General features: G+C 45.3%; 13 protein-coding genes. 3 read left to right on the plus strand and 10 right to left on the minus strand.

Annotation, left to right across the window (positions count from 1 at the left end; all coding sequences use genetic code 11):
- Positions 1 to 17: 17 nt before the first annotated feature.
- On the minus strand, positions 18 to 1898 hold the full coding sequence (gene htpG, locus MKY62_RS21140; RefSeq protein WP_009329984.1) for a molecular chaperone HtpG: 1881 nt from the start codon (positions 1896 to 1898) through the stop codon (positions 18 to 20).
- Positions 1899 to 2324: 426 nt separating this feature from the next.
- Here htpG and MKY62_RS21145 point away from each other — a divergent pair, with 426 nt between their 5' ends.
- Positions 2325 to 3860, plus strand: a complete 1536-nt coding sequence (locus MKY62_RS21145; RefSeq protein ID WP_003177837.1) for an ABC-F family ATP-binding cassette domain-containing protein — start codon at positions 2325 to 2327, stop codon at positions 3858 to 3860.
- Between the two features lie 37 nt (positions 3861 to 3897).
- Here the strand turns inward: MKY62_RS21145 and yidA are convergent, their stop codons facing one another.
- From yidA to MKY62_RS21165, 4 genes are all read right to left on the minus strand, one after another.
- Positions 3898 to 4710: a sugar-phosphatase gene (yidA, locus tag MKY62_RS21150; RefSeq protein WP_009329985.1), complete on the minus strand. Its 813-nt coding sequence runs from the start codon at positions 4708 to 4710 to the stop codon at positions 3898 to 3900.
- A gap of 156 nt (positions 4711 to 4866) precedes the next feature.
- Positions 4867 to 5916, minus strand: coding sequence for an iron-containing alcohol dehydrogenase family protein (locus MKY62_RS21155; protein ID WP_003177842.1), 1050 nt, complete (start codon positions 5914 to 5916; stop codon positions 4867 to 4869).
- Entirely contained in the window at positions 5916 to 6566 is a 651-nt protein-coding gene (locus MKY62_RS21160; protein ID WP_003177843.1) for an MtnX-like HAD-IB family phosphatase, read from the minus strand. Before MKY62_RS21160 ends, MKY62_RS21155 begins: the two co-directional genes overlap by 1 nt.
- A 146-nt stretch (positions 6567 to 6712) precedes the next feature.
- Positions 6713 to 7174, minus strand: coding sequence for a hypothetical protein (locus tag MKY62_RS21165; RefSeq protein WP_003177845.1), 462 nt, complete (start codon positions 7172 to 7174; stop codon positions 6713 to 6715).
- Between the two features lie 173 nt (positions 7175 to 7347).
- Between MKY62_RS21165 and MKY62_RS21170 the strand changes: the two genes are divergently transcribed.
- Complete coding sequence (locus MKY62_RS21170) at positions 7348 to 8307, plus strand: iron-hydroxamate ABC transporter substrate-binding protein (protein WP_003177847.1); 960 nt, start codon at positions 7348 to 7350, stop codon at positions 8305 to 8307.
- 24 nt (positions 8308 to 8331) lie between these two features.
- On the opposite strand, the gene MKY62_RS21175 is transcribed toward MKY62_RS21170, so the two are convergent.
- The gene (locus MKY62_RS21175; protein ID WP_003177850.1) at positions 8332 to 8733 is read right to left on the minus strand and encodes a hypothetical protein; all 402 of its coding nucleotides are present in this window, start codon (positions 8731 to 8733) and stop codon (positions 8332 to 8334) included.
- A gap of 205 nt (positions 8734 to 8938) precedes the next feature.
- Here MKY62_RS21175 and MKY62_RS21180 point away from each other — a divergent pair, with 205 nt between their 5' ends.
- Positions 8939 to 9307 (plus strand): VOC family protein, encoded by a 369-nt coding sequence (locus MKY62_RS21180; protein ID WP_003177854.1) that lies wholly within the window; start codon positions 8939 to 8941, stop codon positions 9305 to 9307.
- Between the two features lie 21 nt (positions 9308 to 9328).
- On the opposite strand, the gene MKY62_RS21185 is transcribed toward MKY62_RS21180, so the two are convergent.
- From MKY62_RS21185 to MKY62_RS21200, 4 genes are all read right to left on the minus strand, one after another.
- Positions 9329 to 9487: a FeoB-associated Cys-rich membrane protein gene (locus MKY62_RS21185; protein WP_003177856.1), complete on the minus strand. Its 159-nt coding sequence runs from the start codon at positions 9485 to 9487 to the stop codon at positions 9329 to 9331.
- Between the two features lie 15 nt (positions 9488 to 9502).
- Positions 9503 to 11515 (minus strand): ferrous iron transport protein B, encoded by a 2013-nt coding sequence (feoB, locus tag MKY62_RS21190; protein ID WP_009329987.1) that lies wholly within the window; start codon positions 11513 to 11515, stop codon positions 9503 to 9505.
- Positions 11512 to 11739, minus strand: coding sequence for a FeoA family protein (locus tag MKY62_RS21195; protein WP_003177860.1), 228 nt, complete (start codon positions 11737 to 11739; stop codon positions 11512 to 11514). Before MKY62_RS21195 ends, feoB begins: the two co-directional genes overlap by 4 nt.
- 183 nt (positions 11740 to 11922) lie before the next feature.
- Entirely contained in the window at positions 11923 to 13011 is a 1089-nt protein-coding gene (locus MKY62_RS21200) for an acyltransferase family protein (RefSeq protein WP_003177863.1), read from the minus strand.
- Positions 13012 to 13130 lie beyond the last annotated feature (119 nt).

Raw genomic sequence — 13130 nt, forward strand, 5'->3', positions numbered from 1 at the left:
TGTATCTTTTTTTATTTTTATGCCATTACTTTGCATATATCGTTCGTAAATTCGACGGGGTCTTCAATTGGCAAGCCTTCTATCAGCAGCGCCTGGTTGTACAGGAGGCCGGTGTACAGTTTGAATTTATCCTTGTCGTTGTCAAAAGCATTCTGCAATGTTTTGAAGACTTCGTGGTTTATATTGATTTCCAATACTTTATCAGCCTTTACATGCTGATTGTCAGGCATTGCGTTTAAGATTTTCTCCATCTCGATGGTGACTTCTCCGTCAGCGGCAAGGCATACGGAGTGAGTCTTCAGCCGTTTTGACGCCCTCACGCTTTTCACTTTTCCATCCAGAGTCTTTTTCATCTCTTCAAACAGGTCTTTGTATTGGCTGTCATCCCCGTCAGATTGGTTTTGCTCGTCATCGTTTTCGATTCCGAGGTCGCCGCTTGATACCGACTTGAATTCTTTCTCTTGATAATTCGCCAGCATTTTGATGGCGAACTCATCGATATCCTCGGTGAAATAAAGGATTTCATACCCTTTTTCCGAAACCAGCTCGGTTTGAGGAAGCTTTTCTATTCGGTCATACGAGTCGCCTGATGCATAATAAATGTATTTTTGATCTTCAGGCATTCTGGACACATATTCCTCAAGGGTGACCAGCTTTTTCTCTTTTGATGAATAGAAAAGCAGCAGGTCTTTCAACAGATCTTTATGGGCTCCAAAATCATTGTATACCCCGAATTTAAGCTGTCTGCCAAACGATTGATAAAAAGACTCGTATTTTTCTCTGTCATTTTTCAGCAAGCTCTTCAGCTCATTCTTGATTTTTTTGCTGATGTTTTTGGCAATCAGCTTCAGCTGCCTGTCATGCTGGAGCATCTCCCTCGAAATGTTGAGCGATAAATCTTCTGAATCAACCATTCCTTTGACAAAGCTGAAATGGTCAGGCAGCAGATCCGGACACTTTTCCATGATCAGCACACCGTTCGAATACAGTTCCAGACCCTTCTCGAATTCCTTCGTGTAGTAGTTGAACGGAATATTTTCAGGAATGAATAAAATCGCATGGTATCTCACCGCGCCGTCTACGCTTGTATGGATGTGCGCGAGAGGCTTGTCAAAACCGTAATGCTTTTCCTTATAAAACGCCTCATAATCTTCATCTTTCAGTTCGCTTTTGTTTTTTCTCCAAATCGGCACCATGCTGTTGACCGTCTGTTCTTCCTGGACTTCTTCAAATTCATTTTCGGCGCCTTCTTTCGGCTTGTTGACCGCGACATCCATCTTGATCGGGTAGCGGATGAAATCAGAGTATGTTTTGATGATCGCTTTTAAGCGATGAACATCCAGGTATTCATCATAGTTTTCATCGTCTGTATTCTCTTTCAGCTTCAGAATGACATCGGTTCCGGCTGATTCTTTCGCAGCCGGTTCGATTGTATAGCCGTCGGCTCCGGCTGATTCCCATTGATGCGCTTCATCGCTGCCATGGGCTTTTGTAATGACGGTGACGGTGTCCGCAACCATAAAAGCGGCGTAGAAACCGACGCCGAACTGGCCGATAATATCGTGCCCGTCTTTTAATTCGTTTTCTTGTTTAAACGCAAGCGAGCCGCTCTTGGCAATCGTTCCAAGATGCTCTTCAAGCTCTTCTTTCGTCATGCCGATTCCGGTGTCCGCAATGGTCAGCGTTCTGTTTTCTTTATCTGCGGAGATTTTTATGTAGTAATCGTCTTTGTTAAATGTCAGTGAATCATCTGTCAGCGCTTTGTAGTAGATTTTATCGATGGCATCGCTCGCATTGGATATCAGCTCCCTTAAAAAGACTTCCTTTTGGGAATAAATCGAGTTGATCATGATGTCCAGCAATCGCTTGGATTCTGCTTTGAATTCTCTCTTAGCCATCTATCCCTCTCCTCTTTTGCTCATATGATATACATATATCGTTCGATTCTGTTCACAAATTAAATAACACACTGCCTACACGATGTCAATTGATAAGGCAGCGGTTTGACAAGCGGCATTCCGCTTCATATAATGTGTTGTGAAGGTAAATTTGACCAAAATGAGGTGGAAAGGAATGAAAATCTTATCAACTGTTCTTAAAAGAGAATTGGCTTAAAGACGGGAGAAGTCTGCCCTTTTTTAGACAAGCCATCTCGGGAACAGTTTGATACGATTTGACATCCTTTCTTGCTGTATTTTAAATATGTAGCGGGTAAGGTGTAGTTTGCCTTACCCGTTTTTTTGCCGGACAGGATAGCGATGCTTCACGCTGTTCTCTTTAGATGGCTTGTTTTTTCAAAAATAAGCCTGAAGGAGAGAATCATCATGAGTATTGTTCATGTAACGAATTTGACCCATATATATGGAGACCGCATGATCTTTCAAGACGCCGGGTTCCGCCTGCTGAAAGGGGAACATGCCGGTCTTGTCGGTGCAAACGGAGCCGGAAAGTCGACATTGCTGCGCATTTTGACGGGCAGCCTTCTGCCCGATCATGGAAACATTGAATGGCAGCCAAACATTCGGGTCGGCTTTCTTGAACAGCATGCCAAGCTGACGGAAGGCACAACCATTCTTCAGTACATGGAGAAAGCGTACGGCCGGCTGTTTGAAATCGAAAAGGAAATGAATGGGCTTGCCGAAAAAATGGCCGATGCCGGAGACAACCTTGAAGCCGTCCTGAAAAGATACGGAGAGCTTCAGGCTGAGCTGGAAGCTTCAGGATTTTACCAAATCGGAACGAAAATTGAGGATGCCGCACAAGGCCTCGGCTTGGCGGAAATCGGGCTTGACCAGGATGTCACGGCTTTAAGCGGCGGGCAGCGTACAAAGCTGCTGCTTGCCAAACTGCTGCTTGAAGAGCCTGATGTACTGCTGTTGGATGAGCCGACCAACTATTTGGATGCCGCTCACATTGAGTGGCTGACTGGCTACTTGAAAAACTATGAGCACGCATTTCTTGTCATCTCTCATGACGAACGCTTCTTAAATGAAATCACGACGGTTACATTCCATCTGGAGCATCATGTGATCAAACGTTATTCCGGCAACTATCAATATTTTCTGAAGGAGTATGCGCAAATCAGGGCACAGGCTGAAGCCGCATATGCAAAACAGAACAGGGAAATCAAAAAGTTAGAGGCGTTTATCGACCGGAACAGAGTCCGAAAGGCGAAACAGGCCAAAAGCAGGGAGAAAGCATTACGCAAAATCAAGCGAATCGAAAAACCGACAGATTCTTATGTCCCAAGCTTTGCATTTAAAACGGGGCGAAACCCGGCGATGACTGTACTCAAAACGGAAAATCTTGAGGCCGGCTACACAGTTCCATTATTTAAGCCTCTTTCCCTGACCGTAAGACGGGGCGATAAAATCGCGATTATTGGAGAAAACGGCGCCGGAAAATCGACGCTTATCAAAACGCTGCTCGGCGACCTCAAGCCTCTGAGCGGCATCGTCACAGCAGGACAGCATTTACAGGCGGCCTATTTCAGGCAGGAAAGCCCAGCTTCTCATGATACACCGCTTGAAAAATTGCGGGCGTTCTATCCTGATCTACCGGAAAAAGACATCAGGCAGACGCTCGCGGTATCCGGCTTGACGCCAAAGCATATCAGCCAGCCCCTTTTTACGCTCAGCGGCGGTGAACAGGCAAAGGTCCGGCTGGCGGAGCTGATGCTTTCAAACAGCAACCTGCTTGTTCTTGATGAACCGACAAACCATCTTGACGCATCGGCAAAGCATGCGTTAAAGCAAGCGCTCTGCGACTATAAGGGAACGATTTTGCTCGTATCCCATGAACCGGCTTTTTATGAAGACTGGGTGACTCATATCTGGCAGATTGAAGCATGGCGCCGTTAAATAAGTAAAAGCCGGCCTTTCCAAGGGCCGGCTTTTTTTATTTGGACAATACAAGCTCACGAATGGCGTGGGCAACGCCGTTTTCATTATTCGTACGCGTTTCGTAATCGGCCGAAGCTTTTACCTCAGGGATCGCATTCCCCATGGCGACTCCGCAACCCGCCCATTCGATCATGGACATGTCGTTTCCGTTGTCTCCAATACACATCACTTCTTCCTGCGCGATGCCTAATATGTCGGCAAGCTGCTGAACAGCATTTCCTTTACTTGCCGCAGGGTGAAGAATTTCATAAAAGAACGGCGAACTTTTCACCATTGTATAGCGTTCCTTGACGTCTTCCGGTATTGCGGCGATCGTCCGGTCCAGCTTTTCCGGCTCATCAATGTACATCGCCTTTGGCGCCAGAAGATCTTGCGGGATTTCTTCGATCGTCCGGAACCGGAGCGGCACTTTGGTGACGTATGATTCGTAAACGGTATACGGGCTGATTTCCCGGTTTGGCGTATACAAATAAGCCGAATCAAAAAAGTGCATCGGAGTATCAAGCTTTTGGCTGAGCTCATATAACGATTTCACATCATCATAGCCCAGTGTCAGTTCTGACACAACTTCCTGAGTATGCGTATTTTGAACGAGCGCTCCGTTATAGGCGATGACATAATCGCCGTCTTCATTTAAATTCAGTTCTTCCAGGTAGCGGCTTACACCGCCGAGGGGACGGCCCGTGCAGAGAACGATTTTTACGCCTTGTTTTTTCGCGGCATGCAGGGCATTCCGTACTTCCTCTGTTACTTCATGAAGATCATTCAACAATGTTCCATCCATATCTATCGCGATTAGTTTGTACATTTTACACTCTCCCTGATCAGAATCGAGCCCTAACATCGTACTTATGACCCATACCTTCTTTATTGTATCACAGCTTTTCCCGGTCATTTTCATCTGATGCCCACGGAAAAAACGCCTTACAGCAAATAAGGCGTTTTTCGGGCAAGCTTGGCCTGCTTAAAATATTTCTTGCAGAATCGGATCTTCATCAAGAATGCGAAGCGCTTTTTCGCGATAGCCGGCTTCATGCAAGTACGTATAGCGGTTGGGCTTGACAGTGTGCGACAAATTGATCGCCTCGCGAAACTCATCTTTGTTCAGATTCAGCGTTTTGACATATTGGAAAAAGCCCGTTCTCGTAAACACCTTTTCAATCCGCTCAGCCCGGTGATCCTGTACATGGGCCATGATGTAGGTGGCTACCCCGACTTGAATGCCGTGCATCTGCGGTTTTTTCGAAATTTTGTCCAAGGCGTGGGATATCAGGTGCTCAGAACCGCTGATCGGCGCGCTGTTTCCGCTGATTTCCGTAGCGATGCCGCCCATTGTCAAAGAACTGACAAGCTCTTTTAAGAAGATCGGCTGTTTAATATCCTGCATCGGCGTACGGACAAAGCTGTTGACCGCTTTCTTGCTGAGCATCGACGCAAACGCATTTACATCGCCGACCCCGTGCCGCTCCTCAAACTCCCAATCATAAAGGGCCGTAATATTGGACATCAAATCTCCGATCCCCGCCAAAATAAAGCAATCCGGCGCTTTTTGAATAATGCTCAAATCAGCTATGATTCCGTAGGGAACCCTTGCCGGAACGGTTGTTTTTTTTCCTTCGACCTGAAGCGAGCAATTGCTGCTCGCAAACCCGTCATTGGATGCCGACGTCGGAATGCTGATGAACGGGGTCCGCTTGGAAAAGGCGATGTATTTTCCGCAGTCCACAACATACCCGCCGCCCATGGCAATAATGACATCGCAATTCCCGATCGAAAATGCCCGCTTCAAAAGCTCCTGTATGTCCAGATTGGACGGCAGCAGAACGGCTTCAACTTTAACATGTTGAAATGCGGTTTTCAGTGAATGCTCATACTGCTGATAGGAAAAATCGTCAAAAAACATGATCGCCTTGGCAAACTGATGTTTTCTCAATATCTCATCCAACCGGCCAAGCACGCCCTCACTAATGTCCAAAACCGCGGGGATGGCTATGCTGGTAACCTGGCGCGGCATTAGACGATCCGCCCTTTTTCTTTAAGATATTGTTCAATGTCTTCAAATGTTTCAACGGCTACAAATGGCACCCCCTGCTGACGCAGCAAATCCTGGAGCGCATCCTTTGCAAACGTAACATCCGCAAATTTAGCCGGGTGCGAATCCGGTTCACTGTCGCCTGCAAAATAAACCGTCTCATACTCTTCTTTCAGCTTTTGAATGACCTTTGATTTATCAATCCCATAGCGCTCAGAGTAATGCCAATGATTCTCATCAATGTCCATATGAACATTGTCTTCTTTAAAAAAGCCTTTATTTGAATAGACCTCAACGTCTGTAATCCCGTATTTCTTTAAAATATAATGAATGTAATAATCCGTGCCGGCGCTTAAAATGTAGAAGTCGCCGCCGCTTTTCTGGACATGCTGAATGAAGTCAGGCACATATTCATCAATCGGTATGGAATGGATGTCATCAATGATTTTTTGTTCGCTTTGATTAATCGAAGCAAAAACGGTTCCCAAAAATTCGATATCTTTTAATTCTCCGGACTTCCACTTCTTGAACAATTCACGGCCTTCGGGAAAATATTTATCAATGACCATCCAGTAAAAATCCTGTTTGGAAATCGTCCCATCAAAGTCTGATACAAATGCCCATTTCTTCATGCTGCATACCTCTTTTCTATGGTATTTTAAAAGATTAGATTCATTATACAAAAAGTTTGTGAATCATTGAACATAATATTATTTCTTTTTTGTGTACTTTCGTTCACAAGCTGAATATTCGTCCCCCTGAAAGGAGGCGTATATAATCATTCTTGATCTGTACGCTGCTTACCTTTCTCTGTTACGGCAAATTTCCGCTTCATCGTTTTGATGTTTTCCGCCTTGCGAAATCTGAGCGCAGACCAGTCTTCATCAATTGCAATTTGGCGAACCGGTTCATAGCCCTGGTCTGCAAGCAGTCCGGCTACTGTATCGCGGCTGCAGTCCGATCCTTTGTAGACTTTCGATGATTTTTTCGGGTAGCAAAGCCAAAACAGACCGTCTTCCGCCAAATGACGTTCAGCCTCCTTGGCTAAAGCCTGCAGCTTTGCGTTGGTCGCTGCGAATACCTGAACAAAATCATATTGGTCCGATTCGGCGTGATGATGAACAGGGCCTTGAAATTCAGCGATGACGCCGCTGTATGCCTCAGGCGGATTCACAATCAGTACAGGCTGTCCATTATCCTTGAACTGCAATTTTTTGATCACCGGGTTCGTTTCTGCCATCTCTCATCAGTCCTTTTTCTGTTTATAGTAACAAATTAACCAAAACCACACTAATCATACTTAGCAAAAAAAGTGATAGACGAGAGAGGGATTGATCTGCTATATTTACATTGATAATGCGAATCATTATCACTTAGGAAATGTCATATGTTTCACATCAACAGGAGGGTCAAGTGAAAAAGAACTTATTGATAATCGGTTTAGTTATGCTGTTGTGTATAGTGGTCAGCGCCTGCGGAAGCGGCAATGCGTCAAACGGTAGCAAAGAAAAAGCGGCTGAAGAAACGACAAGAACATATCAATCAACGCGTGGAAGCGTGAAGATTCCAACACATCCAAAGCGCATCGTGACAGACTTTTATGCCGGTGAACTGTTCACGGTCGGCGCCAATGTCGTCGGCTCCGGCTCGTGGTCTTTCTCCAATCCATTTTTAAAGGACCGTATGAAAGATGTAACGGATTTAGGCGACCCGATTAATGTGGAAAAAGTCATGAAGCTGAAGCCTGATTTAATTGTCGTGATGAACGATGATAATTACGACAAACTGTCCAAAATCGCACCGACTGTTGTGATTCCTTATAACACGGCGAAAAATGTTCAGGAAACTGTTAAGATGTTCGGCGACATTGCAGGAGCTAAAGAAGAAGCTGAACAATTCCTTGCCGATTTCGACCGGAAATCGAAAGCAGCGAGGAAAAAAATCGCTCAAGTCGTCGACAAAAATGCTACTTTCGGTATTTATGAAAACACAGAAAAAGGCCAATTCTGGGTGTTCAATGACAACGGCGGCCGCGGAGGCCAAGCCGTGTACAACGCGCTCGGCTTAAAGGCGCCTGAAAAGATTCAAAAAGACATCTTCAAAAAAGGCGAAATCAAAGAACTTTCCTTGGAAGTCGTACCTGAATATGCAGCAGACTACATGTTCGTGACAGACTATAACCCGAACGGCGACAGCAAAACGCTGGACAAGCTGAAGCAGTCTTCCATTTGGAAAAACCTTGACGCCGTCAAAAACAACCGTGTCTTTATCAACGACTTTGACACGTTCTATCCGTACGATCCGATCTCTGTCAGCAAACAGGTTGATTTGATTACGGAGATGCTGGTGAAGCGCGAAAAGGAGAATAAGTAAAAAAGCTGGAATTTCCAGCTTTTTTTATTGTTTTCTTTCTTGAATGCTTGAAAACCTAAAAGCAAATTGAAAGATCAAATAGAAAGGAATGTAGAAAAGAAAAAACATCATGATTTGAAATAATAACCCTTTCAAACTAAATGGATATGAAATGTCATGAAACAAAAAAGATAATGCCATCCAAACGACAAAGGCAGAAAACGCAGCTTTAAAGCCGAGTCCCCTCTTTTTTCTCAACAGACCTTTGCTCACGAGCCTAATAGAATAGTAGCCGCTGCCGATGAAAAATAGAATGATCAGCAACAGATTGCTCGGTATTTCGTATGCTGTCGTGATAAAAATGGAAATAAAAATCAGTGAAAGAAGGAGCACAAACCCTTCAAATCCAATTTTTCTCTCCTGTTCAGCCTTTTTATTTTCATTCATTATGTTCGCCTCCTTTCTATTGTTTTCCATTAAAAGAAACAGAAGCCATGTTAACAATAATCATCCATAAAAACAATGATTTGACACGCATGCCGCTGCTTCAGCCCATCACTCCTGTTTCACGTGAAACAAAAAATGCATCGAAAAAATATATGGAATCAAGTGTGTGAAAATGAAAATAATAACAAAAAAAGGAGAGATGATGATGGGAATTGAAAAGGTTGGACAAATCGGGGTGCCGGTTCAAGACTTGGAGCGGGCTGCGGCATTTTATCAGGATGTATTGGGCCTGTCCCTTTTATTTCAGACAGATCGCATGGCTTTCTTTGAGTGCGGCGAAGTGCGGCTTCTTCTCAGCCTTCCGGAAAAAGACGAATTTGCTCATGCAGGCTCCGTCATTTATTTTCAAGTTGAAGATTTGCCGGCTGTATATGATGAAATTGCAACAAAAGGCGTCTCTTTTCCAATAGAGCCGCATGTGGTGGCGAAAATCGAGCAAACGGAAACCTGGGTGGCCTTCTTTGAAGATACCGAAGGAAATACCCTAGCTTTGATGAGTGAGGTGAACATATAAAAATGAAAAACAGCTGATCCCTCAGCTGTTTTTCGTTTTTACATCATCACAAGCCGATTGACAGGTGCGATTTAATTCACAGGCGGCGCATTTTCCTTTCCGGCTTCGTTTGACAAATTTTATAAGCGTCCATGCCGCATAACTAAAGATAAGCGCTCCGATCGTAATATTAAACAGCATGCTGTCACATCCTTCCTATGATAACCCAAGCAGTCGTCCGCCCTGATAAATCAGGAACGCGATCGCATATGCAATGGCCAGTCCGTAAACAATGGACAAGAACATCCACTTTTTCGAGTTTGTTTCTTTTTTAATCACCGCTACTGTCGCGAGGCATGGTACGTATAAAAGCACGAAAGCCATAAATCCGTAAGCGGCCAACGGTGTAAATTGTTCAGCCATCATGCCTTGCAGCTGGGCTTCGGGTACAAAATAGATGATGCTCATCGAAGCAACGACAACTTCCTTCGCGAGAAAACCGGTTAATAGTGATGCCGCTGCCTGCCATGTGCCGAATCCCAGCGGCAGCAATAGCGGTGCGAGCACTCCCCCGATCATCGCTAAAAAACTGTCATCCATCGCAACGTCCGTTCCGCCGGGTCCCGTATACGACAGAAGCCAAATGAGGACAGACCCGCCAAAAATGTAAGTGCCGGCTTTGCGGACGAAGCCTTTGCCCTTCTCCCATGTTGCCCGCCACAATGTACGCGCTTGAGGCAAACGGTACGGCGGCAGTTCAATCACGAAGAACGACTTTTCTTCTTTGAGCTTGGATGAGGATAAAAACTTCGCCAGCACCAGCGCTGCGGCGATGCCCAGCACATACAAGGAAAGGACGACGAAAGCCTGGTGGGCCGCGAAAAAAGCCCCTGCAAACAGAGCATAAACCGGCAGCCTTGCCGAACAGGACATAAATGGCGTCAGCATAATCGTCAAGAGTCTTTCCTTAGGCTGCTCTACAGTCCGCGCAGCCATGACGCCGGGAACATTGCAGCCGAAGCCGATAATCAGCGGAATAAAGGCTTTGCCGTTTAAACCGATCGCCTCCATCAGGCGGTCCATCACCATGGCCACACGCGCCATATATCCTGAATCTTCAAGCACCGAAATGAAGAAAAACAGGATAAAGATCTGCGGGACGAACACGAGCACACCGCCGACACCGGCAATAATCCCATCGAGAATAAGCGCCTCGATAAACGGGCTGGCTCCCATTGCCGACAGCGCCGAGGCCGTCCATTCCGTCAGCGGTCCCCCGATGAAACCGTCCAGTGCATCAGACAATGGAACGCCAAACCAATCAAACGTCAGCATGAACATGAGATACATGAACAACAAAAAAATCGGGATGCCAAGCACCTGATGCGTTACGATCTGATCCACGCGTTCAGTCAGCGTCAGTTTTCGCTCTGACTGATATTGCACAGAAGTTGACAAGATGCGGTCAATCCATCGCGATCTCTCATTGTAAATATGCTGATGCAGCGATCTTACGGAATGCTCCTGATGAAGGCGTTTTTCGGTCTCCTCGTAAATTTCCTTTAATCTTTCGCTGTCGGCCGCGTCCTCCAGCTGTTCTTTCATTTTCGAGTTGCCTTCCAAATATTGAAGGGCCATCCAGCGCTTTAAAACGCCGGGGAGTTCGGGTATGATCGATTCGATCCGGCCAATCGCTTCTTCCACTGCGCTTCCGTAATTGATGACGAGCGGCTCCGCCCTCTTTTCCTTTTCAAAAAGCAAATGCCTGCTCAGTTCATCACATCCTTTGCCGCTGCGGGCAATCACAGGAATTACCGGAACACCTAGCGCATCAGACATTTTTTGATGATCAATGAAGACGCCGCGCTGTCCTGCGACATCGATCATATTTAAACCGATCGTAAGCGGATGCCCAAATTCCAGGAGCTGCACGGTTAAGTGCAAGTTCCGCTTTAACTGTGATGCATCGACAATATTCAATATATCTGAAAATGAATCATTGAGCAGGAAGTCTGTGACAACCCCTTCATCGCGGGACAGCGGACTCAATGTATAAACACCGGGGAGATCGACTATCATTCCTTGTTTATGACGGAGCAGCCCCACCTTTTTCTCAACAGTCACCCCGCTCCAGTTTCCGACATACTCATAGGAGCCTGTCAGCGCATTAAACAATGACGTCTTCCCCGTATTCGGGTTTCCGAAAAGGGCAATCTGCCGGCTGTTCATAGCTTTTCAATCCTGATCTTTTTTGCTTCTCCAAGCCGTATGCCGAGACACTGCCCGCCTGACTCGAACATGAACGGACCGCCAAACGGCAATTTGCGCTTCACGCAAATTTCATCATCTTCTTTCATTCCGAGCTGTATGAGTCTGCGCTGAACAAGTTCATTCACGTCTGAAAAATCTATGATTCTTGCTCTCTCTTTTTGTTTTAATTCGGCTAAAACCATCGTTGAGGCCTCCGTATTCTGAAAATGATAATCGTTATCATAATATGATTATAGGCAATAAGTCACCTTCCATTTAAAAGGAGATGTGTCAAAACCGGAACATTTTTATGAGAATATAAAAAAGCGAAAAACCCCGGCGATACAATCTTTCGCTCTGGCTTTTCGCTCTATCAAGTTATGTCGTTAACCTGCATGATGGCGCACTTTTTGCTCCATTCGCCTCTTTTTCGGCACATAAATTTTTCCGACAAACATATAGCCGTACTTCAATTTATTGACGGCCCAGGATATGAAAACCGCAGCGCCTGTAGAAATGAAAAACAAAAGCAAAACAGCCGATACCGTACCGATGCTGTCAAGGGCGGTTAAGATGACCAACCCGAAAATCAGGATAAAAGCGTGCAGTAAATAAATAGAAAAAGAATAGTTGCTGATCATCATAATCAGCTTCGGTACCGACTTCAGTTTTGAAAACAGGTGGAAGCATAAGAAAATGATGCTTGTCGAATAAAGCAGGATATCCGGACGCTTTGACGTCACCGCGATGTCTTGGCCGAAGTAGGAAACCGCTACAATGAAACATCCGGTCACAGCAGCCGCCGCATACACCGCATGCCTGTACCGTTCCAGCAATGCCAAAAAGCGCTCGTAATTCTTGCCGCAATAATAGGCCAAACAAAAGTAAAAGAGCCAGCCGGGAAACGGCACCCACGAAAAAGGAAACGGCGCCTCCTCCTGAACGACCGGAGGTTGAATGAACGTGAAATAGCTCAAATAAGCCGCTGTGACCGCAAAAGAAATCGAAAGCACCCATTTAGGCGAAGCCTTTTGCAAAAATGAATGGAAGCACATGTGCAGCAAGTAAAATTGAAAAATGACGAGAATGAAGTAACCGATGAAATTCCCCAAGAATATATTCGCCAACAGTTTTTTAATAATGACCGATGCATGAAATTGCTGCATCATCAGACCTGCGGTCATAAAAGCATCCAAAACAGCGATAAATAGAAAAGGGATGAAAATTGTTTTAAACCGCTTTTTTAAAAACCCTTCCGGAACACCACCAGGATAGGCATGCGCGAGCAAAAATTCGGAAATGAAAATAAACGCCGGCGTACTGAACATCAGGAGCGTTCTGAAAGATTCAACAACCCGGAAAACCGCATCTCCGAGCATGTCCGCCCGCACCATGAGCACCATTGATATCGCATGAAGCAAAACAACGCTTAAACAGGAGATGCAGCGAATGACAAAAATTTCTTTTACTTGCAAATCGATCACTCCTCTTTCAAATTTGAAATAATATCAAATTAACATAATCATCCAAATGAAGGAAGAGGCAAAATACATAGGTATGTTTATCCCAAATTTGCCGGCTGCAAGTATAAAAA

It is taken from the genome of Bacillus sp. FSL R7-0646 (assembly GCF_037969865.1).
In the GTDB taxonomy this organism is placed as follows: domain Bacteria; phylum Bacillota; class Bacilli; order Bacillales; family Bacillaceae; genus Bacillus; species Bacillus licheniformis.

Bases quoted from the DNA above. Each gene is read 5' to 3' on its own strand.
- MKY62_RS21180 (WP_003177854.1), top strand. From the start codon at position 8,939: ATGGGAATTGAAAAGGTTGGACAAATCGGGGTGCCGGTTCAAGACTTG.
- MKY62_RS21160 (WP_003177843.1), bottom strand. From the start codon at position 6,566: ATGAAGAAATGGGCATTTGTATCAGACTTTGATGGGACGATTTCCAAA.
- MKY62_RS21175 (WP_003177850.1), bottom strand. From the start codon at position 8,733: ATGAATGAAAATAAAAAGGCTGAACAGGAGAGAAAAATTGGATTTGAA.
- MKY62_RS21195 (WP_003177860.1), bottom strand. From the start codon at position 11,739: ATGGTTTTAGCCGAATTAAAACAAAAAGAGAGAGCAAGAATCATAGAT.
- MKY62_RS21145 (WP_003177837.1), top strand. From the start codon at position 2,325: ATGAGTATTGTTCATGTAACGAATTTGACCCATATATATGGAGACCGC.
- MKY62_RS21165 (WP_003177845.1), bottom strand. From the start codon at position 7,174: ATGGCAGAAACGAACCCGGTGATCAAAAAATTGCAGTTCAAGGATAAT.
- MKY62_RS21185 (WP_003177856.1), bottom strand. From the start codon at position 9,487: ATGCTGTTTAATATTACGATCGGAGCGCTTATCTTTAGTTATGCGGCA.
- feoB (WP_009329987.1), bottom strand. From the start codon at position 11,515: ATGAACAGCCGGCAGATTGCCCTTTTCGGAAACCCGAATACGGGGAAG.
- yidA (WP_009329985.1), bottom strand. From the start codon at position 4,710: ATGTACAAACTAATCGCGATAGATATGGATGGAACATTGTTGAATGAT.
- htpG (WP_009329984.1), bottom strand. From the start codon at position 1,898: ATGGCTAAGAGAGAATTCAAAGCAGAATCCAAGCGATTGCTGGACATC.
- MKY62_RS21155 (WP_003177842.1), bottom strand. From the start codon at position 5,916: ATGCCGCGCCAGGTTACCAGCATAGCCATCCCCGCGGTTTTGGACATT.